Source organism: Geomonas paludis (genome assembly GCF_014193585.1).
GTDB lineage: Bacteria > Desulfobacterota > Desulfuromonadia > Geobacterales > Geobacteraceae > Geomonas > Geomonas paludis.
The window spans coordinates 174,744-194,496 of sequence record NZ_BLXY01000005.1 but is presented as its reverse complement, the minus strand read 5'-3'; the positions used below and the strand labels follow the sequence as shown (position 1 = coordinate 194,496).

The following is a 19,753-nucleotide window of genomic DNA, read 5'->3' as shown; positions in this document are numbered from 1 at the left end:
AATGGGACTAATGGGAGTGATGGGAGTAGCTAGGAGCCTAACGTAGAACGTAGAACATAGAACGTAGAACTGCCGTTGCCGTTAAAACCTGTGCCTTGAACGAAACTGGTCGCCGGTGAAAAAGCCGCGGACCAGGTCCAGGTTGTTCAACAACACCTTCAAACCGCCTTTCTCGCGCTTCCTGACGAAATAGTTGCCGATGAACATGGAGGGGCTGAAGAAGACCTTCAGATTCTCCCAGTTCATGATCCGGTTCAACTGCCCTACGCTGAGCCGCTTCGTCCTCACATTGCACATGAACCCGGTGTACCTGCTGAGCCGGTCGGGATTGGTCACCAGGCCCGCCGCCAAAAGCTCCTCCCTGATCCTGGTGCCGGGATAGGGCGTCACGCACTGGACGTAGGGGAGGTCGATGCCCAACCGGCGCGAGGCGCGAAAGACCTCCCTGATCTCCTCCGGCCCGTCATCCGGATTGCCGATGATGAATCCCCCCATCACGCCGATGCCGTGCCGCCGCAGCAGGCCTACCGCCCGCTCGGTTTTCTCCCGGATGTCCCCCTTTTGAAAGAGAGCCAGGTTCTGCGGCAGCACCGACTCGATGCCGAGAAAGACCATGGCGAAGTTGGCCCGGGCCAGAGCCGGTATCAAATCGGGATCGGCGACGATGCCGGCTACGGAGGCCTGCACCAGGTACTCCATGCTGTTCAAGCTGTGATCGACAATGGCCCGGGCAAGCGCGGTAAAGCGGCGGCTGTCCAGGGTGATGTTGTCATCCACCAGCAGCACGGTACGGGTGCCCCTCTTTTGCAATACCTTCAGATCCTCGATCACCCGGTCGACTTGATGGCAGCGGAAGCTGGTCCCATACATGCCGGTGATGGAGCAGAAGGTGCAGGTCATGGTGCAGCCGCGCGAGGTCTCGACGCAGTCGAGTTTTCGGTCGAAATAGGTGAAGCCGTCGAGGACGCGGGCGTCGCGGGCTGGCAGCGGGAGTTGGGCCAGGTCCAGCAGCCCGGCGGTGGGATTGTGGACGAAGGTGCCATGACGGGACCAGGACAAGGCGGGGACGTCGAAGAAGGACCGTTGCCCGTCCAGCGCTTCCAGCAGCGCCGGGAAGGCATGTTCGCCCTCGCCGCGCACCAGAAAATCGAACGGGGGCGGCTGCTCGGTCAGTTCCCGCCAGGCGAGCGTGGCGTGGTAGCCACCCAGCACCAGCTTGGCCTGGGGCAAAATGGCGCGGCAGATCGACATCACCTTGAGGGCGCTTTCATACTGGAAGCTCATGCTGCTGATGCCGACGACGTCGGGCCGGAAGTCGCGCAGCAAGCGCTGCAGCCACGCCTGGATGTCGCGGTGCACCAGCACCAGGTCCACTACCTTCACCTCGTGCAGTTTGAGCTGTGCCGCGATCGAGCACAGCCCGAGATTGGGGACCTTGATGATGCGATGGAAGTTGTTGGCGGCGTCCGGCATCGCCAAAAGGAGTATCTTCATCGGCTTCCTTAGGACTGTGTAGATTGGACTTTAGGATTATAGAGGGGGACATGGGATAAGCAATTCGCGAAAAGTTCCCCCTCCCGTCAAGGGAGGGGGAGAGCTGGAAACGGTTCGATTTTGAAAACTGCAGGTATCTAACCGGACAATGCTGGCATCGGGGGGCAATGAAGATAAAATGTTTGCCATTAACCGGATGCTGCGGCGCGGATGCCGCCGCAGCTGGAGGTGGACCATGGGCGAGCAGGAAGGAAAGCAGGAAGAGGCACCCGTTGTGGTCATCGTGGAACGGCGCAAACAAAGGGAGAGAGAGCTCAGTTCGGCTGAAATTATGAAGATATTGAGAAAGAGGGCAGCCCGGGCACGAAAGTTTCCGCCTGTGGAATAAAGAAGCAGTATCGGCAACAAGGTAAAGGCCCCCGAATCGGTGACAGACAGCAGCACCGGCGGGGGCCTTTCTCTATCCGCGTCAGGCAAAACAGGGGCGGCCGGTTGCCTAAGTCAGATAATAATGAAATAATATTACTATCCTACCGCACCGGAGAGTAAGGTCATGGAGACCAAGCCCGTTGTACCTCAAAAAACTGAGCAAGAAGAGGATGTCTTCAACCTGTTGCATGAGCAAGAGCGGTCCGCTCAGAGCGTGCTGGAGACTCCGCAAAGCGATCATCCTTCAGAGAACAATCCTCATTTCTTCGATGGTAACGTCTCGGTAATTTCGGGTCCGGGCGGCGCAGGCGATCCGCAACGGCCCAAGCCGGCGCAGCAGCAGTCATCGAGGCCGGAAAAAGCCGGCAAGGCAGGCAAAGCCAAGGGGGGCAAAGCGTCCAAGGCGGGTAAAGCTTCCAAGACTGGCGTCAAGGCAGACAGAGACGCGAAGGGGGGCAAAGCCGCCAAAGCGACCAAAAACGCCAAGGCTGCCGAGCCGAAGGCTGCCAAGGCTAAAACTGTCACCCCCAAGGCAGCTAAACCTAAGGCCGCCAAGCCCAAGGTCGCCAATGCGAAGGTCGCCAAACCGAAGGCGGCCAGCCCCAAGGGCGCTAAACCCAAGGTCGCCAAGGCGGTGAAACCGGGCGCGAAACAGCCCCCCAAGCCGAAGGGGCCTGCCGGTATCGAGCCCCCGGAGTTCGACCTGGGCGAGAGCCGCTGGTACTTGAACCGGGAGCTCACCTGGCTCGAGTTCAACCGCCGGGTGCTGCACGAGTCGATGGACGAGCGCACCCCGTTGTTGGAGCGGCTCAAGTTCATTGCCATCGTCAGCTCCAACCTCGATGAGTTCGCCATGAAGAGGATCGGCGGCCTGAAGCAGCAGATCGGCGCGGGCCTGCACGAACTGACCCTGGACGGGCGGACGCCGCGCCAGCAGGTCGTCGAGTGCAACGCCTCGGTGCGGGAGATCGAGGCGACCAAGAGGGAGGCCTTCCGCCAGGTGAGGGAACTGCTGGAAGGGAAGGGGATCGTCATCGAGAGCTATGACACCCTCTCGCCCAAAGAGAAGAAGCTGTTGCGCGAGCACTACTACAGCAACATCTACCCGTTGCTGACGCCGCAATCGATCGACCCCGCCCACCCTTTCCCGTTCATATCGAACCTCTCGCTCAACCTCCTGGTGACGCTGCGTTACCCTAAGTCGCGCGAACACACCCTGGCGCGGGTCAAGGTGCCGATAGGCCTGGGGACGCCGCGCTTCATCCGGGTCGGCAAGGGGGACCACTTCATCCCGATCGAGCAGGTCATGATGAACAACCTGGACATGCTGTTCCCGGGGATGCTGATCGTTTCCTGCGAGATCTTCCGGGTCACCAGGAACGCCAACACCGAGAAGGACGAGGAAGAGGCGGACGACCTGATGTCCATGATCGAGTCGGAGTTGAAGGAGCGCAAGTTCGCCCCCATCGTGCGGCTCGAGGTGGGAGCGGGGATGGAGCCGCTGCATCGCGGGCGCCTGGCGGCGGAGCTGGAACTGGACGAGGAAAACGACGTCCTGGAGGTTGCCGGGATGCTCGCCCTGCGCGACCTCTTCGAGATCTCGAAGCTTGACTACCCGCGGCTGCACGACCCGCCGCATCACCCGATCGACCATCCACAGCTTCCTGCCGAGCGAAACATCTTCCACACCATCCGCGACCTCGGATCGCTACTTTTGCAGCACCCCTATGTCTCCTTCTCCACCTCCGTGGAGCGCTTCCTGCGCGAGGCGGCCAACGACCCCAAGGTGCGCGCCATCAAGATGACCCTGTACCGCACCTCCATCCAGGGGCGCATCATCGACGCACTGGTGCAGGCGGCGCAAAACGGCAAGCAGGTGGCGGTGGTCGTGGAGCTGAAGGCGCGCTTCGACGAGGCCACCAACATCCACCTGGCCGAGGTGATGGAAGAGGCGGGGATCCACGTCACCTATGGCGTGGTCGGCCTGAAGACCCACTGCAAGGTGATCCTGGTGGTGCGCCAGGACTTCCAGGGACTGCGGCGCTACGTCCACATCGGGACCGGTAACTACCACACCGAGACCGCCCGCATCTACAGCGACATCGGCATCATCACCTGCGACGATATCATCGCCCAGGACGTCACCGAACTCTTCAACTACCTGACCACGGGGTTCACGGCGAAGCGGAACTACCGTGCCGTGATGCCGGCTCCCAAGCTGCTGAAGAAGGCCCTGCTGACGCGCATCGAGCGGGAGGTCGAGCTGCACCGGCAAAGCGGAGGCGGCTTGATCAGATTCAAGATGAACGCTCTGGAGGACGGCGACATAGTCAAGGCGCTGTACCGCGCCTCCATGGCGGGGGTGAAGATCGACCTGTACGTGCGTGACACCTGCCGGCTGCGCCCCGGCGTCCCCGGGTTGTCGGACAACATCCGCGTGGTCAGCATCGTCGGCCGTTTCCTGGAGCACGCCCGCATCTACTACTTCAGAAACGGCGGCGCCGAGGAGTTTTTCATCGCTTCAGCCGATGCCATGAAGCGCAACCTGGAGGCCCGCGTCGAGGTGCTGTGCCCGGTCACCGCGCCAGAACTGACCGCCGAACTGCGCACCGTGCTCGATTGCCACGATGCGGACCGCCGTTCCGCCTGGGACATGCAGCCTGACGGCAGTTACCTGCAGCGCATGCCGGCGGAGGGCGAAAGCGGTGAAGGAACGCAGCAGATGTTGATCGCGCAGGCACAGCAGCGGCTGAAGGAAGCGCTCAAGCAGAAGAAAAAGCCGATGCAGAAATAGCTGGAGAAAGCTGGTCCAGTTGTCAGATGACAGGGGAAAGCAAAAGGGATAGCATATTCGATGTGCCGCTTTCAGAGACGGCACGCTCAAGACAAAACGACAGGGGGAACCTGATGGAATCCGATCATAAATGCATTTGCGCAGGAGACCACGAACACCACATCTGCTTTCTGCACAGTAAAGGTCTGGTCAATGAAGTGGAAAAACTGACCGATAATCCAACCGTGACCTGCGCAATCTGCCTGGTCAACGCCAATTCACCCGATAACGTCTGCTCGCCGACCACGTTGGGAGGCGGTTTCAAATATTCAGACATGAAGGACAGCAAGAAGATCATCTGCGAGAGCGTGGCGGAGGCGATTCCGGATCAGGATAAAAAGGAAGAGTAGCAGCTCCCTCACCCGCCCTTCGGGCACCCTCTCCCGGGGGGGAGAGGGGACCAGATCAAATCTTTCTCAAAGAGAAAAGGCGGCCCCGGTACTGTACCGGGGCCGCCTTTGTTGTTGCGACTACACTGCTTTTTCTTTTCTCTCTGTGGCCTCTGTGTCCTCGGTGGTGAGAGCCTTCGCTTTTAGCCGAGGATCTGCTTCAGGTCGCCTTCGGCGGTGCCGATCGGGCCGATGTTGAAGTTCTCGACCAGGAAGTTCAGCACGTTCGGGGTGATGAAGGCCGGCAGGCTCGGTCCCAGCTTGATGTTCTTCACGCCCAGGTGGAGCAGGGTGAGCAGGATCGCCACCGCCTTCTGCTCGTACCAGGAGAGGATGAAGGAGAGCGGCAGGTCGTTGACGCCGCAGTTGAAGGCGCCGGCAAGGGCCACGGCGATCTGGATCGCGGAGTAGGCGTCGTTGCACTGGCCGATGTCCAGCAGGCGCGGGATGCCACCGATGTCGCCGAAGTCGAGCTTGTTGAAGCGGTACTTGCCGCAGGCCAGGGTCAGGATGACGCAGTCGGCCGGGACTTTCTCGGCGAACTCGGTGTAGTAGTTACGGCCGGTCTTGGCGCCGTCGCAGCCGCCGATCAGGAAGAAGTGACGGATCTGGCCGGCTTTGACCGCGTCGATGACCTTGTCCGCCACGCCGAGTACCGCGTTGTGCCCGAAGCCGGTGAGGATCTCTTTGCCCGGGGCCTCTTCGAAGCCGGGGAGTGCGAGCGCCTTCTCGATGACCGGGGAGAAGTCCCAGCCGTTGATGTTCTTGACGTCCGGCCACTGGACCAGGCCCCAGGTGAAGAGGCGGTCTTTGTAGCTCTCGGCCGGGCGCTGGATGCAGTTGGTGTTGAAGATGATGGCGCCGGGGAAGTCGACGAATTCCTTGGCCTGGTCCTGCCATGCACCGCCGAAGTTGCCGGCGAGGTGGGCGTACTTCTTGAGGCCCGGGTAGCCGTGGGCGGGGAGCATCTCACCGTGGGTATAGATGTTGATCCCCTTGCCTTCGGTCTGCTTCAGGAGCTCTTCGAGCATGCGCAGGTCGTGGCCGGAAACGAGGATCGCCTTGCCCGCTTTGGTGCCCAGCTGTACCGGGGTCGGTACCGGGTGGCCGAAGCTGTCGGTGTTGGCCTTGTCGAGGAGCTCCATGGTGACCAGGTTGATCCTGCCGCACTCCATGGAGAGGCCGACGTAGTCCATGAGGCCGAGGGTAAGGTCGAGGGTGGCTGCCAGCGCCTTGTGGGTGAAGGCGTAGATCTCGTCGTTCTCGAGGCCGATCACCAGCGCGTGGTGGGCGTAGGCGGCGTAGCCTTTCATGCCGTAGATGAGGATTTCTTTGACGGAGTGGACGTCGGCGTCGATCTCTTCGCTCTTGACGCCGTGCTTGGCGCCCAGTGCGACCAGTTCGGAGGTGGTGCCGGCGTGGAACGCCTGCGCTGCCTCGGGTACGGTGCCGGTGTAGGCGGCGCCGTTGGCCTTCTCGTAGAGAGCCTGTGCCTGGTTGCGCAGGGTGGCTGCTTCACGTACCAGCTTGGCGATTTCTTCGGCGTCGAAGTCGACGTTGGTTACGGTGGTGAAGAGGCCGTCCAGCATGAAGCGGTCGATGGCTGCGTCCTTGGCGCCTTTCTCGCGGGCCAGGTTGGCCCAGAAGGCGATCCCTTTCAGGTTGTAGATGAGCAGGTCCTGCAGAGCCGCTACTTCCGGCTTCTTGCCGCAGACACCGACTTTGGAGCAACCGCCGTTGGCGGCTTGTTCACACTGGTAGCAAAACATGTTGTCCATTACTTCCTCCTGAGCGTTGTTTTGAGTTGAGGTTCCCATACCGAAAAGGTTCTTCAAAAAGGTCTTCATCCATTCTCCCGGTTTAGCTTTGATCTGCTGAAGCGGTCCCTCTGGCAGCCGTCGGCTCCTGTGTGCCGCTTCGATGTTGTGACTTTAACGGCTAATGTCGATGGCGACCTTGACCTAAGTCATAAAAACGGGGTTTGTGGGCTTGGGGATCTTTTTGGTCGGAAAGGGGGGCGGCGGATGGGAATTATGGGAGTGATGGGAGTAATAGGAATGATGGGAAGGCTGAATGGGCAATTGGGGACAGCAGTGTCGTTGGCGGGGGAGGGCCAGCGGGGCTAGCGGGGAGAGCTGCAAGCGGGGCAAGCGGGGGCGGGCGCAAACGCACCCCCGCCCGCCGAGGGTCAGTGGACTACGCTGCCTACCATGGCTTTGTAGATGTCGGGACGGAGCACGAACTGCAACCTCGATGAGGTGGCTGTGCCAAAGGCTATCGCCTGCTCGCCGCCGATGTAGTTGTTGAGATGATAAATGGGACGCAAATTGAACCCGAGCCGCCCCAGATCGGCCTCGAAAACACGACCATACTTGGAGGCCAACTCGGAGACCTTGTCCCAGGTCCCTAACATTTCCAGGGGGATGGCTACCCCGTCCGCTACTCGAATAAGTTCCTGCATGCTGTCTTCCTCCTGACTACTGAGGCTTTTATCGGCAGGCACGCGTGGAACTTGAGAGGTTAGCTGCGCAGGACGTCGAGGGTGGCAACGGCGCTGCGGGCGGGGCAGTCGCTCTCGGCACAACTGGTGAGGAACTTCAACAGTACCAGCCCGGCCCCCAGGAGCCCCAGTATCAGGAGCACCACGCCCTGCCACCCGAAGGAGGTCCAGAACACGCCGCCGACGGTGCCGGAAACGCTGGAACCGAGATAGTAGAAAAAGAGATAGAGGGAGGCGGCCTGCGCCCGGGCGGTCTTGGCGCGACTCCCCACCCAGCTGGAGGCGATGGCGTGGGCGCCGAAAAAGCCGCAGGTAAAAATGGCGATCCCGGTGACGATGGTTCCGAGATCACGGCTCACGGTGAAGAGCGCCCCGACCACCATGGTGCCTATGGTGAGAAAGAGCATCCGGCCCCGCCCGAAGCGCTCCACCTGCACCCCGATCATGGAGGAACTGAAGGATCCCAGCATGTAGACCAGGAAGATCAGACTCACCAGCGAGGCCGGGAGGTGGTACGGCGCACTCAGAAGCCTGAAGGTGATGTAGTTGTAAAGGGTTACGAAGCTCCCCATGATCAGGAAGGAGATCCCGTACAGGCTGATAAGCCCCGGGTCCTGCAACTGCCGGTACAGCGAGCTGAACAGGTAACGGGCCGCGAAAGGGCGTTTCTTGAAGTTCTCGGACGGGGGGAGGCTCTTGGCGAAATAAAGGCTCAGCACCAAGCAGACCGCGCCGATGATGGCCAGGGCCGTGCGCCAGGAGGTGGCCTCGGCCATGGTGGCCGTGAAGATCCTGCCGGTCATGCCGCCGATGGCGTTGCCGCTGATGTAGAGGCCGATGGCGGAGGTGAGCGATGCCGGGGCGATTTCCTCGCTGAGATAGGCGAGGGCGACGGCGGGAAGGCCGGCCAGCGCGATGCCCTGCAGGAACCTCACCGCGACCAGTTGTTCCAGGCTCTGGGTGTGGGAGGTCAGGTAGGCAAGGACGGAGGTGGTCACCAGTGAAGCTACCATGACCGTCTTGCGCCCCAGCGTCTCGGAGATGGTGCCGGCGAAAAGCATGGAGATGGCGAGGGCGCAGGAGGTGACCGAAAGCGGCAGGCTGGCGAACATGGCGCTGACGCCGAACTCGCGGGTGAAGACCGGCAACAGCGGCTGCACGTCGTAGAGTGTGATGAAGGTGACAAAGCCTGCGCAGAAAAAGGCCCAGTTGATCTGCCGGTATCTCTTGGTGCCGCTCTTGATGGATCCCATTGCTGTTCTCTCCTGCTGTTGACCGCCCGGTTTCCAAGCAACTATAACTGTTGCTGCATTATAAGAAAAATATATAATGCTTATCGCTTTGATATTTATTTCTTATTGTTGATTGGCGACACTCTTCCGCTAATGCCCTCTCCCTCCGGGAGAGGGTGCCCGAAGGGCGGGTGAGGGAGGTGCCACGAAGCGAAATCATTGCCTATTGCAGCGCCCTCACCCCAGCCCTCTCCCGGAGGGAGAGGGGGATGGGTATCTTCGCGGAAGATCATCGCTAGCCAGGTTCTTTATTAATGGGGGTGGCATGGACATCAGGCAGCTGAGGTATTTCCTCGAGGTGGCGCGGCTCAGCAACTTCACCAAGGCGGCGGAGTCGCTGCGCATCGCGCAGCCCGCGGTGAGCATGGCGGTGAAGAAGCTGGAGGAGGAACTGGACCTGGTCCTTTTCAACCGGCAGGACAAGAAGGTGTCGCTTACCGCGGAGGGTGAGATTTTCCTGGGCCACGCCCGGCGCATCCTGGACGACCTGCGCGGGGCGGAACTGGAGATGGCCGAGTTGAAGGGGCTCACCCGGGGCGAGGTGAGGATCGGCATCACGCCGATGATCAGCGCCTACTTCTTTCCGGACATCTTCCGCGACTTCAAGAGGAGCTATCCGCAGCTGAGCATCTCCGTGCTCGGGGAGGGCTCGGGGCGGATCCAGAAGATGATCGGGGAGGGGGAGCTGGACATGGGGGTGGTGGCGGCCGGCGGGAGCGCGGCCTTCCCCCCGACCCTGGAGGTGCGCCGCTTCCTGCGCGAGGAGATCGTCGTCTGCGTGCCGCTGGACCATCCCTTTGCCGGCCGTCAGGCGGTGACGCTCGCGGAGTTCATCGGCGAGCCGCTGGTCTTCTACAAGGAGGGGTACTACATCAGGGAGTTCTTCCTGGAGGCGCTCAAGGGGGTCGGCAGCGCGCCGAGGATCATCTTCGAGACCAACCTGTTCTCCCTGGTCAAGTCTCTGGTACGCAACGGCACCGGCATTTCCATCTTCCTGAAGATGGTGGTGGCCGAGGATAGCGATCTCGCCGCGGTCTCCTTCGATCCGCCGCTACACCTCGACCTGCTCATCGCCTGGAAGAAGGATACCTACCTGTCTCTCGCCAACCGCGCCTTCGTCGACTTCCTGCTGGAGCATGCCCCGGGTGAGCGGGACGGGGAGGCGGGCTAGCCGTCACACCGGTCTCAGCAGTTCCATCAGTTTTCCCGCGATCTTCTGCGGGGAGAGGACGTAGTCGACGGCGCCGGTCTGGGCGGCGGCCTTGGGCATGCCGTAGATGGTGGAGGACTGCTGGTCCTGGGCGATGGTGATGCCGCCGATGTCGTGGATGTGCTTGATCCCGTCGGCGCCGTCGCGTCCCATGCCGGTGAGCACGATGCCGATCAGCTTCCCCTTGAGCGGCTTGCTCAGCGAGAGCATGGTGACGTCCGCGGCCGGCTGCACGTAATTGACCCGGGGCCCCTCGCACAGCACCACCCGGTTGTTGCCGGTCAGCTGGAGGTGGAGCCCGCCGGGCGCCATGTAGACATGGCCGCTTTTCAGGTACTCGCCGTCCTCGGCCAGCTTCACCGGCATCGAGGCGGCCGCGTCCAGTCCCTGGGCGATACGGTAGTCCATCTGGGGCGTTATGTGCAGCACGATGAGGAAGGCGGCGTCCAGCGGCGGGAGCTCCCGGAACAGTGCCTTCAGTGTCAGCGGCCCCCCCGTCGAGACGCCTATGACCACCAGGTTCCTAGTCATGGCCCACCGGCGCGTTGAGCAGGGTGAGGTAGTACTCGATGGAATCCAGGAGCTCTTCCGGAGTGAAGGGCTTGGTCATGTAGTCCGACACGTACTCCTGGAGCCCCTCCATCTTGGAATCGGGCTCGCCCATACCGGTCAGCATGACGATGATGTTTCCGGGATAGAGCCCCCGATCCACCATCTCCCTGATGGTGTCCCAGCCGTCCATTTCGGGCATCATGATGTCCATCAGGATCACCCCCCGGAATCCCGCCTCCAGTTGCTCCAGGCACTCGGGCCCGCTGGCCGCGCTGGCGAGTTCCAGTCGCGCGGACTCGCAGATGATGTCTACCGATGCCCTGACGTACTCGTTGTCGTCTACGATCATTACCCGTCTGTTCATGGCTGTGGTTCCTTGTGTTCCGGCGCGGGCGCGCCTTGTTGTGTTTCGAGCAGCCGGGCCATGGTGCGGTGGTCCAGCGGCGGGGGCTCCCCCTGGGGCGGCTTCACATGGTACAGCATCTCGTTGATCCTGGCCATGAATTGCTCCAGGGTGAAGGGCTTGGCCAGGAAGATCGCCTCCTGGCGCAGCTCGGCATCCTGGGGGATGAGGCCGCTGCTATATCCGGATATGTAGAGCACCGGCAGCGCGGGGTGGCGCTCCTGCAGCTTTTCGTACAGTTCCGGCCCGGTCATTTCCGGCATGACCACGTCGGTCGCCAGGAGGTCGATTGCCTGTTGCTCCGCCTGCGCCAACTCCAGCGCCCGGGACGGGGTCTCGGCAACCAGCACGCGGTATCCGAAGGAGGCGAGCAGGTCGGCGGCGACCTCGCGGATCATCTGGTTGTCCTCTACCAGCAGGATGGTCCTCTCGCTGCTGTCCTCTTCCGGCGCTGCGATGCTGGCGGGTGCACGCATGAGGGGCTCGGCGGCGCTGGCGCTGGCGGGGAGGTAGATGGCAAACCTGGTGCCCTGCCCGGGGCGGCTCCTGACGTCGATGCAGCCGCCGTGGTGCTTGATGACGCCGTAGACCGTGGCCAGGCCGAGACCGGTGCCCCGGCCGCTCTCCTTGGTGGTGAAGAACGGCTCGTACATGTGCCGGAGCGTATCCTCGCTCATGCCGCAGCCGTCGTCGCTGAAAGCGAGCAGGATGTAGTGGCCGGGCTTGGCGACCGGATGCTGCCGGTGGAACTCCTCGTCCAGGATCAGGTGGCCGGTCTCGATGCAGATGGAGCCGCTCCCCTCGATGGCGTCCTGCGCGTTCAGCACCAGGTTCAACAGCACCTGTTCCAGCTGGCCCCGGTCCGCCTGTACCTTGGCCGCGCCGGGGGAGAGCAGCAGGTCGATCACGATGTTGTCCCTGACCGTGGCGCGCATGATCTCCTTGAAGGAGGTGATCACCTCGTTCAGGTCCAGCAGGTTCATGTGCAGCACCTGCTTGCGCCCGAAGGAGAGGAGCTTCTGGGTCAGGTCGCTCGCCTTGTGGGCCGCCGAGCTCATCGACTGGATCATGCGCGTCTGCGGGCTCCCCTCGGGGGAGACCCGGAGCAGCATGTCGGCGTAGACGATGATCGGCGTCAGCAGGTTGTTGAAGTCATGGGCGACGCCGGCGGCCAGCTGTCCCACCGCCTCGATCTTCTGGGTCTGGCGCAGCTGTTCTTCCAGGACATGGCGTCCCTCGTCGGCTCGCACCCGGCTGATGGCGATGCCGGCGAGATGGGCCGCCGACTCCAGCAGATGGAGATCCTCGCTGCCGGGTGCCCGCGGTTCCCTGTGGTACACCGCCAGGGTGCCCAGGAGCGTGCCGTTACTGGCGAAGACCGGCTCGGACCAGCAGGACCTGAGGCCGGCATCCCGGGCGGGCTGGAAGTTGTGCCAGTAGGGGTGCGGCTCCAGGTCCTCGACCACGACGCGCTGCCGCAAAAAGGCAGCGGTGCCGCACGATCCCTTCCCCTTGCCGATCCTGATCCCGTCCACCGCCTGGTTGTACTCGGCCGGCAGGGACGGCGCGCTGCCGTGGCGCAGCCTGGTCCCCGAGTCGTCCACGAGGAGTATGGAGCAGAGCGACCCCGGCAGGCAATCCTCGACGAACTGGACCACGTCCTTTAGCAGTTCCTCCAGTTCCGCGTCGGTGGCGATCCGCTCCAGGGCCTTTAGCCGGCTGCGCTCCCGCTGCTCGGCAAGGGCCAGCTCCGTCTGCTGCCCCTGGACGATGCGCTGCGTGGCCTCCAAGTGGTCCAGGTGGGAGAACAGGATGCGGGTCAGGATCACGATCACCACGCAGAGCACGAGGATCAGCACCGACTGCTGCAGCGGTTCCGCGGCCGAAGTCGCGCTCTCGCCCAGGGCGAAGATGCCGACCACCGCGGCCATGGTGATGGCGACGGCGATGCCGATGCGCGTTTTCAGCTCTGCAACGGAGAAGTGTCTCATATCTGGTAGCTCTCTGGGTCAGGTTCCCGGGCCTGGTCGTCCTCGTCGATGGCCGGCGGTTGCTGCCCCACCGGCTTCAGGGTGAAGAGCATGGTCGTGCCGCGCCCGGCTCCGGGGCTGGTCGCCCAGAGCCTCCCGTCGTGGTTGGCCACGATCCTGCGGCAGATGGCGAGCCCCAGCCCCTGCGTGTTGAGGTCGTGGCGGGCGGTGTCGGCCTTGTAGAACTCATCGAAGACCCGGGTCAGCTGCTCCTGGTCCAGCCCGATGCCATCGTCCTGGACCGACACCTCGACCTCTGCGCCCTTCAACTCGGCGTCGATGATCACCTTGCCGTTTTGCGCGGCGTAGCGCGCGGCGTTGCTGAGCAGGTTCTTGAACAGCAGCGTGAGCTGCTCCGCCGATCCCAGCACCTGGAGATCGGGAGGGATCGCGTTGCAGCAGATCACGCCGCGCTGCGCCAGGGGCTGCGCCATTTCGTTGAGGGCGCTCTCGGCCGCCGCGCACAGGCTCACCGGGATCAGGCGGGGCTGGCTTGACGAGATGCGCACCAGGTCGAACGCCTTGCCGGCCAGTCCCTGGATCTGGTTCACGCACTGCTGGCAGATCTCCAGCATCCTCTCCACACCCGGGTCGCTCACCTTGGCGCGGATCATGGGGATCAGGGCGAACAGCGGGGTAAGGGGGGTGTTCAGGTCGTGGTTCAACTGGATCATGAGTGACTCGATCATGCGCGAGTGGTGCTTCTGGGCCTCGATGCGGCGGCTCTGCTGCTCGACCGCCTTGCGTTCGGTGATGTCCAGGAGCACCCCGACCAGCCCCTGGGCCACGCCGGCGTCGTCCCGGACCGCGGCCTTGTGGAAGATCACGTCGCGCTTGCTGCCGTCGGCGTGGCTGACCTGGGATTCGTAGACCTGGATCTCGGGCGCCTCCATGATCTCCTGGTCCATCTGGTGGTACTTCCGGGCCAGGTCCGGCTCCCACAGGTCGAAGACCGAGTGCCCCAGCAGTTGCTCCTTGCTGAGCCCGACGTACCCCTGGAAGGCCTTGTTGCACAGGGTGTAGCGCCCCTGGGCATCCTTGGCGAAGATGGGGCTCGGTATGGTGTCCATGAGCTGTTGCTGGAAGTTGAGCTGCCTCTTGATCTCGGCCTCGGCACGCTTGCGGTTCCGGCCCAGCATGACGACGCACAGTACGAATATCGCCGCCAGCGCGCCGTTAATGACGCCGATCTTGACGTTGATCCGGTCGTAGCGCGCCAGGTACTCGCTCTGCTTCACCCCCACGAACAGGGCGCCGATGACCTTGCCGTTCAGGTCCCGGATGGGGTCGTAGGCGGTGAAATACGGGGCGCCCAGGATGTTCGCCTCGCCGCGGTACTGGATCCCCTCCCGGAAGACGGCGTCGTAGGCGGGGCCGGAGAGCCTGGTCCCGATCGCCCTGCTGCCGTCTTGCTTGAGCACGTTGGTGGCCACCCGGGTGTCCCCCATGAAGATGGTGGCCCTGCTCCCGGTGAGGCAGAAGATCTTGTCGGGCAGTTCGTTGGCGCCGTTCAGGACGTAGTAATCGCCCAGGATCATCCTGCCGTTTTCGATGTGGAAGTTGCGCCCGCGACGGTTCATCAGCTCCCAGAACGCCATCATGCTGTTTTCCTGCTGGCGGTTGGCCTGGCGCACCGCCTCCTCGTGGATCTGGTCCAGCATGAGGTGGTTGCCGACCATCATCACCACTGCCACGGTGACCGCGCTGATGAGCAGGGGGATCGATATCTTGTCGCGTGCCGCATCGAGGAACTTCACGTTCTTCTCCTGCCGGTGGTCTTTCCCGTCTTCACACCCTGAAGCTGCGCTTGCCGTGCGAGGCGAGCCACCCCAGGAGGCGCCCCGCCATCTCCGGGAGCGGGACCACCTCGTCCACCCCGCCCCGCGCGATCGCCTCGCGCGGCATGCCGAACACGACGCAGCTTTCCTCGTCCTGGGCCAGGGTCCGTGCGCCGGCGTTGTGCATCTCCAGCATCCCGGCGGCGCCGTCGTCCCCCATCCCGGTCAGGATGATGCCGAGGCTGTTGTCGGCGGCGCAGTTGGCAGCCGAGCGGAACAGAACGTCCACCGAGGGGCGGTGGCGTGACACCGGCGGGCCGTCGCCCAGGGCGATGGTGTAGTTGGCGCCGCTGCGGGCCAGCATCATGTGCCGGTTGCCGGGCGCGATGTAGGCATGCCCCGGCAGCACCCGTTCGCCGTGCTCCGCTTCCTTGACCGCCAGGGCGCACAGCCCGTCCAGTCGCGCCGCGAAGGTCCGGGTGAAGGTTTCGGGCATGTGCTGGGTGACCAGTATCGCCGGGCAGTCGGCGGGGAGCGCGCTCAAAAAGACCTTGAGGGCCTCGGTGCCGCCGGTCGAGGAGCCGACCGCGACCACCTTTTCCGTGGTCGCGAAGTGCTGGTGCTTGTTGGGGAGCACCGCGTCCGCGGAGAGCTTCGCCTCCACCTGCAGGGGAGGGGCCTTGCCCCCCTTCCTGTGGAAGGCGGTATGGGCACAACGGATCTTCTCGGTGAGCTCCTGGGAGTACTCCAGCAAACCGTTGCGGATATCGATCTTGGGCTTGGTGACGAAGTCGAAGGCGCCCAACTCCAGAGCCTTCAGCGTCACGGCAGAACTCTTCTCGGTGAGCGAGGAGACCATCACCACCGGCATGGGGCGCAGCCGCATCAGCTTTTCCAGGAAGGCGAGCCCGTCCATCTTGGGCATCTCCACGTCAAGCGTCAGCACGTCCGGGTTCAGTTCCTTGATGCGTTGCCGGGCTGCCAGCGGGTCCGGCGCGGTCCCCACCACCTGGAGGTCGGGGGCGTTGTTGATGATCTCGGTCAAAAGGGACCGGATCAGGGCCGAGTCGTCTATTATCAGCACCTTGATGGGCATTCTAGTTTCTTCCTGCGTGCAGGGCGCGGATCCTTTTCACCAGGGCGCGGCCGGTTTTGGGAAAGAACATCACCTTCCGGGGGCAGCACTCCCCGAGGTCCGAGGCGACGATCGGTATCCCCTGTTTCTTCAAGTAGTCGACGGCGAAAGCCGCGTTGTTGCCGCCGATGTCGGTGCTGCTCTCCATGACGTGCCCGGCCCCGAACAGCTTCGCAGCAAGGCGCTTGCGGTTGGCGCCCAACAGCTCGAGCTGTTCCAGCAGGCGGCGCATGGCGCAGCTGCCGTAGCGGGCGCAGCTTTGCGAGTCGTCGTTGCAGACCCCGGAGCAGGGGGTGGCGCTGCCCCCCTGCTGCAACTCCGGCAGCATGAAGTGGTTCATGCCGCCGATGCCCAGCTCCACGTCGTACAGGCAGACCGAGACGCAGGAGCCGAGCACGGTGGTGATGGCCACGGCCTCGTCGGTGGCGTAGAACTCTCCCGCCACGATCTTGACCGCCATGGTTTTGAATTCCGGATCGAAGTAGCTGAGCCGTCCATGGCCCGGGTGTCTCGCCCGTTTCCTCCCCGTTTTCCCCCTGTGCGGCACCGTCAGCTCCTCAAGGCGTAGGTCGTGTTGCCGCAGACCCGGAACAGTTCCTGGGCATGGTGCAGGCTCTCGGAATGCCCGACGAATAGAAGGCCGTCCGGATGCAGTACCCGCGAAATCCGCTCCAGGACGGCGAGCTGCGTCGGCCTGTCGAAATAGATCATCACGTTGCGGCAGAAGATGAAGTCGAATTTCCCGCGCATGGGCCACTGCTCGTCCAAAAGGTTCAGCCTCCTGAAGGTCACCACGCGGCGCAGTTCCTCCTTCACCCTGATGAACCCCTCGTTGCTCCCTTCCCCCCTGAGGAAGAAGCGCTTGCGGTACGGTTCCGGGATCTTGGGCAACTGGTCCACCGGGTAGACCCCCTCGCTTCCCCTGCCGAGCACGTTGGTGTCGATGTCGGTGGCCAGGATGCTGACCCCCGCGCCGGCCGGCAGCGCGTCCAGCGCGGTCATGGCGATGGAATAGGGTTCCTCGCCGGTCGAGGAGGCGCAGCTCCAGATGTTGACCTGCTTGCGCTCCGGGTGCTGGCGCAGGCGCTCGGCAAGGAGCCGGAAGTGGTGTGGCTCCCGGAAAAAGGAGGTCATGTTGGTGGTGAGGGCATTGATGAAGGCCTCCACCTCCTGGAGGTCACCGCTTTCCACGAGGTCCAGGTACTGCGCGAAGCTTTCCACCCCGGTGGCCCGCAGCCGGCGCGCCAGCCGGCTGTAGACCATGTCCATCTTGCCCGGTGCCAGGGAGATCCCCGCGTTGCGGTAGATGAAGCCGCGCACCCGGGCGAAGTCGTCAGCGGTGAAGCGGTACTGGAAGTTGTTCCACCCCTGTTCCGCGGCGCCGGGAGGCACGGCGTCTCCCCCCCCCGTCAGGCGGCGCGCCGGCTCCGTGCGCGTCCCGGTTCTCAGAACTCCTTCCAATCATCGTCCGCCTCGGCCGCTTCGGAGGACCGGGAGGGACGTTCCTGCGCTTTTACCCCTGCTGCCACCGCTACGGGTTTCGCCTTCTTCTCGGGGGCCTTGGGGCGTGCCGCGGCGTGGGTGAGCTTGCGCTTCTCCGCCGCGGCCGGCGGTGCGCTCTTGTTGCCCTGCTCCAGGGTGAAGCGTGCCACCACCGCCACCAGCTGCTGGGCCTGGTCCTCGAGGGATTCCGCGGCGGCGGCCGCTTCTTCGACCAGGGCGGCGTTTTGCTGGGTGACGTCGTCCATCTGGGTTATGGCCGTGTTGACCTGCTCGATGCCGCTGGACTGTTCCAGGGACGCCGCCGAGATCTCGGCCATGATGTCGGTCACCCTCTTGATGCTGGTGACGATGTCCTGGGTGGTGCGTCCCGCCTCTTCGACCAGGCGGCTGCCGTCCTGCACCTTGGAGACCGAGTCCTCTATGAGGGCCTTGATCTCCTTGGCCGCTGCGGCGCTTCTCTGGGCGAGGCTCCTCACCTCGGCCGCGACCACCGCGAAACCTCTCCCCTGCTCGCCGGCGCGCGCCGCCTCCACCGCGGCGTTCAGGGCCAGGATGTTGGTCTGGAAGGCGATGCCGTCGATGACGCCGATGATGTCGGAGATCTTCTTGGAGCTGTCGGTGATGCTCTCCATGGTGCGCACCACCCGGGTGATCACCTCGCCCCCCTTGACCGCCACGCCGCTGGCGTTGATGGCAAGCTGGTTGGCCGCCTGGGCGTTGTCGGCGTTCTGCTTCACTGTCGAGGTGAGTTCCTCCATGCTGGAGGCGGTCTCCTCGAGGGCGCTGGCCTGCTCCTCGGTGCGCTGGGAGAGGTCGGCGTTGCCCGCCGCGATCTCCTCGGTGGCGGTGGCGATGGACTCGGCGCCGGTTCTCACGTCCCCCACGATGTGGGCCAGCCCCTCGTTCATCTCCTTGAGCGAGGCGAGCAGTTCGCCGGTCTCGTCCTTGCTCTCCACGGCGATCTCGGCGGTGAGGTCCCCCGAGGCGATGCGCTTGGAGGCGGCGATGGCCTGGTCCAGGGGCTCCTTGATCCTGCGCGCCGTGAACCAGGCGAAGAGGAAGATGACCACGGCGAGCAGCACGGTGCCGCCGATGATCTGGTACTTCATCTTGTTCATCTCGGCGGTCACGTTGTCGACGTAGATGCCGCTACCCACGATCCAGCCCCACTCCTTCATCAGCATGACGTAGGAGATCTTGGGGACCGGGATGGTGGAGCCGGGCTTGGCCCACATGTAGTCCACCACACCTTCGCCCTTCTCCTTGCAGACGTTGACGAACTCGACGTAGAGCCTCTTGCCCTTGGGGTCCTTGTTCTCGTACTGGGTCTTGCCCACCATCTCGGGCTTGATCGGGTGCATGAGCACCTTGGTGTCCAGGTCGTTGACCCAGAAGTACTCGTTGCCGTGGTACCTCATCTCGGAGATCTGCTTGAGCGCGTCGGCCTGGGCCTGCGGCAGGGTTTTCGTCCCTGCCTTCACCGCGTTCTGGTTCGCGGCCAGGACGTCGTAGGCCACGTCGACCACCGCCTTGGTGGCCTGGATCTTCTCGTCCATCAGCTTGTTCTGCATGAAGGGGAGCACGTAGAACATCACGCCCAGCACCATCATGACGATGGTGGCCACCGAGATGCTCAGGATCTTGGTCAGGATCTTCCAGTCTTTGAATCGCGAAATTTTCATAGGTTCACCGCCTCTTTCTGGGTATTGTCCACGGTACTGTCAACGATCTGCAGTTCGTCGCTGCCGATCAGCTTTTCGATGTCCACCAGGATCAGCATCTCGTCGTTCAAGGTGCCAAGCCCGGTGATGTAGCGGGTGTCCAGGGATGCCCCCAGCTCCGGGGCCGGCTTGATGCTCTGCGCCGGGAGCGCCACCACGTCGGAAACGCCGTCCACCACGATCCCCACCACCTTGTTCAGCACGTTGATGATGATCACCACGGTGAACTCGTGGTAGGTCGCCTCACCCACGTTGAACTTGATGCGCAGGTCGACGATGGGGACGATCACCCCGCGCAGGTTGATGACCCCCTTGATGAAGGCGGGGGTGTTGGCGATGCGCGTGACGCAGTCGTACCCCCTGATCTCCTGGACCTTGAGGATGTCGATGCCGTAGCTTTCGCTCCCCAGGGTGAAGGTGAGGTATTCCGCCCCCCCGTCCGCTGTCAATTGTTCTACCGCACTGCCCTGTGCCGTCTGCATGG

At 63.2% G+C, this 19,753-nt stretch carries 17 protein-coding genes; 4 read left to right on the top strand and 13 right to left on the bottom strand.

The window, feature by feature from the left end; genetic code table 11:
* Positions 1–81: 81 nt before the first annotated feature.
* Positions 82–1,494, bottom strand: a complete 1,413-nt coding sequence (locus tag H7687_RS14060; protein WP_183348432.1) for a B12-binding domain-containing radical SAM protein — start codon at positions 1,492–1,494, stop codon at positions 82–84.
* A 235-nt stretch (positions 1,495–1,729) separates the two neighbouring features.
* Between H7687_RS14060 and H7687_RS14055 the strand changes: the two genes are divergently transcribed.
* From H7687_RS14055 to H7687_RS14045, 3 genes are all read left to right on the top strand, one after another.
* A complete protein-coding gene (locus H7687_RS14055) occupies positions 1,730–1,882 on the top strand; it encodes a hypothetical protein (RefSeq protein WP_183348430.1) in 153 nt (50 codons plus the stop codon).
* A 165-nt stretch (positions 1,883–2,047) separates the two neighbouring features.
* Complete coding sequence (ppk1, locus tag H7687_RS14050) at positions 2,048–4,717, top strand: polyphosphate kinase 1 (protein ID WP_246404890.1); 2,670 nt, start codon at positions 2,048–2,050, stop codon at positions 4,715–4,717.
* Between the two features lie 113 nt (positions 4,718–4,830).
* Positions 4,831–5,106, top strand: a complete 276-nt coding sequence (locus H7687_RS14045) for a hypothetical protein (protein WP_183348428.1) — start codon at positions 4,831–4,833, stop codon at positions 5,104–5,106.
* A gap of 182 nt (positions 5,107–5,288) precedes the next feature.
* Here the strand turns inward: H7687_RS14045 and hcp are convergent, their stop codons facing one another.
* From hcp to H7687_RS14030, 3 genes are all read right to left on the bottom strand, one after another.
* Positions 5,289–6,923 carry a hydroxylamine reductase gene (gene hcp / locus H7687_RS14040; protein WP_281376717.1) on the bottom strand — a complete coding sequence of 545 codons (1,635 nt, stop codon included), beginning with the start codon at positions 6,921–6,923 and terminating at the stop codon, positions 5,289–5,291.
* A 410-nt stretch (positions 6,924–7,333) separates the two neighbouring features.
* Positions 7,334–7,606: a hypothetical protein gene (locus H7687_RS14035; protein ID WP_183348426.1), complete on the bottom strand. Its 273-nt coding sequence runs from the start codon at positions 7,604–7,606 to the stop codon at positions 7,334–7,336.
* A 59-nt stretch (positions 7,607–7,665) separates the two neighbouring features.
* A complete protein-coding gene (locus H7687_RS14030) occupies positions 7,666–8,898 on the bottom strand; it encodes an MFS transporter (protein WP_183348424.1) in 1,233 nt (410 codons plus the stop codon).
* A gap of 304 nt (positions 8,899–9,202) precedes the next feature.
* Here H7687_RS14030 and H7687_RS14025 point away from each other — a divergent pair, with 304 nt between their 5' ends.
* Complete coding sequence (locus H7687_RS14025) at positions 9,203–10,108, top strand: LysR family transcriptional regulator (RefSeq protein WP_183348422.1); 906 nt, start codon at positions 9,203–9,205, stop codon at positions 10,106–10,108.
* 3 nt (positions 10,109–10,111) lie between these two features.
* On the opposite strand, the gene H7687_RS14020 is transcribed toward H7687_RS14025, so the two are convergent.
* The 9 genes from H7687_RS14020 to H7687_RS13980 form a co-directional block, all read right to left on the bottom strand.
* On the bottom strand, positions 10,112–10,678 hold the full coding sequence (locus H7687_RS14020; protein ID WP_183348420.1) for a CheB methylesterase domain-containing protein: 567 nt from the start codon (positions 10,676–10,678) through the stop codon (positions 10,112–10,114).
* Positions 10,671–11,063, bottom strand: a complete 393-nt coding sequence (locus H7687_RS14015; RefSeq protein WP_183348418.1) for a response regulator — start codon at positions 11,061–11,063, stop codon at positions 10,671–10,673. The genes H7687_RS14020 and H7687_RS14015 overlap by 8 nt, the downstream gene beginning before the upstream one ends.
* Positions 11,060–13,093 carry a GAF domain-containing protein gene (locus H7687_RS14010; protein ID WP_183348416.1) on the bottom strand — a complete coding sequence of 678 codons (2,034 nt, stop codon included), beginning with the start codon at positions 13,091–13,093 and terminating at the stop codon, positions 11,060–11,062. Before H7687_RS14010 ends, H7687_RS14015 begins: the two co-directional genes overlap by 4 nt.
* Positions 13,090–14,889 carry a cache domain-containing protein gene (locus H7687_RS14005; RefSeq protein WP_246404888.1) on the bottom strand — a complete coding sequence of 600 codons (1,800 nt, stop codon included), beginning with the start codon at positions 14,887–14,889 and terminating at the stop codon, positions 13,090–13,092. Before H7687_RS14005 ends, H7687_RS14010 begins: the two co-directional genes overlap by 4 nt.
* Before the next feature lie 31 nt (positions 14,890–14,920).
* Positions 14,921–16,006: a protein-glutamate methylesterase/protein-glutamine glutaminase gene (locus H7687_RS14000; protein ID WP_183348414.1), complete on the bottom strand. Its 1,086-nt coding sequence runs from the start codon at positions 16,004–16,006 to the stop codon at positions 14,921–14,923.
* Position 16,007: 1 nt separating this feature from the next.
* Positions 16,008–16,505 (bottom strand): histidine kinase, encoded by a 498-nt coding sequence (locus H7687_RS13995; RefSeq protein ID WP_183348553.1) that lies wholly within the window; start codon positions 16,503–16,505, stop codon positions 16,008–16,010.
* An 89-nt stretch (positions 16,506–16,594) separates the two neighbouring features.
* The gene (locus tag H7687_RS13990) at positions 16,595–17,506 is read right to left on the bottom strand and encodes a CheR family methyltransferase (protein ID WP_246404886.1); all 912 of its coding nucleotides are present in this window, start codon (positions 17,504–17,506) and stop codon (positions 16,595–16,597) included.
* The gene (locus tag H7687_RS13985; RefSeq protein WP_183348412.1) at positions 17,491–19,230 is read right to left on the bottom strand and encodes a methyl-accepting chemotaxis protein; all 1,740 of its coding nucleotides are present in this window, start codon (positions 19,228–19,230) and stop codon (positions 17,491–17,493) included. The genes H7687_RS13990 and H7687_RS13985 overlap by 16 nt, the downstream gene beginning before the upstream one ends.
* Entirely contained in the window at positions 19,227–19,751 is a 525-nt protein-coding gene (locus H7687_RS13980; RefSeq protein ID WP_183348410.1) for a chemotaxis protein CheW, read from the bottom strand. The genes H7687_RS13985 and H7687_RS13980 overlap by 4 nt, the downstream gene beginning before the upstream one ends.
* Positions 19,752–19,753: the final 2 nt, after the last annotated feature.

Coding starts and splice junctions, on each gene's coding strand:
- H7687_RS14025 (WP_183348422.1), top strand. CDS start 9,203: ATGGACATCAGGCAGCTGAGGTATTTCCTCGAGGTGGCGCGGCTCAGC.
- H7687_RS14045 (WP_183348428.1), top strand. CDS start 4,831: ATGGAATCCGATCATAAATGCATTTGCGCAGGAGACCACGAACACCAC.
- H7687_RS14010 (WP_183348416.1), bottom strand. CDS start 13,093: ATGAGACACTTCTCCGTTGCAGAGCTGAAAACGCGCATCGGCATCGCC.
- hcp (WP_281376717.1), bottom strand. CDS start 6,923: ATGGACAACATGTTTTGCTACCAGTGTGAACAAGCCGCCAACGGCGGT.
- H7687_RS13995 (WP_183348553.1), bottom strand. CDS start 16,505: ATGGCGGTCAAGATCGTGGCGGGAGAGTTCTACGCCACCGACGAGGCC.
- H7687_RS14000 (WP_183348414.1), bottom strand. CDS start 16,006: ATGCCCATCAAGGTGCTGATAATAGACGACTCGGCCCTGATCCGGTCC.
- H7687_RS13980 (WP_183348410.1), bottom strand. CDS start 19,751: ATGCAGACGGCACAGGGCAGTGCGGTAGAACAATTGACAGCGGACGGG.
- H7687_RS13985 (WP_183348412.1), bottom strand. CDS start 19,230: ATGAAAATTTCGCGATTCAAAGACTGGAAGATCCTGACCAAGATCCTG.
- H7687_RS14030 (WP_183348424.1), bottom strand. CDS start 8,898: ATGGGATCCATCAAGAGCGGCACCAAGAGATACCGGCAGATCAACTGG.
- H7687_RS14015 (WP_183348418.1), bottom strand. CDS start 11,063: ATGAACAGACGGGTAATGATCGTAGACGACAACGAGTACGTCAGGGCA.
- H7687_RS14055 (WP_183348430.1), top strand. CDS start 1,730: ATGGGCGAGCAGGAAGGAAAGCAGGAAGAGGCACCCGTTGTGGTCATC.
- H7687_RS14035 (WP_183348426.1), bottom strand. CDS start 7,606: ATGCAGGAACTTATTCGAGTAGCGGACGGGGTAGCCATCCCCCTGGAA.
- H7687_RS14060 (WP_183348432.1), bottom strand. CDS start 1,494: ATGAAGATACTCCTTTTGGCGATGCCGGACGCCGCCAACAACTTCCAT.
- H7687_RS14020 (WP_183348420.1), bottom strand. CDS start 10,678: ATGACTAGGAACCTGGTGGTCATAGGCGTCTCGACGGGGGGGCCGCTG.
- ppk1 (WP_246404890.1), top strand. CDS start 2,048: ATGGAGACCAAGCCCGTTGTACCTCAAAAAACTGAGCAAGAAGAGGAT.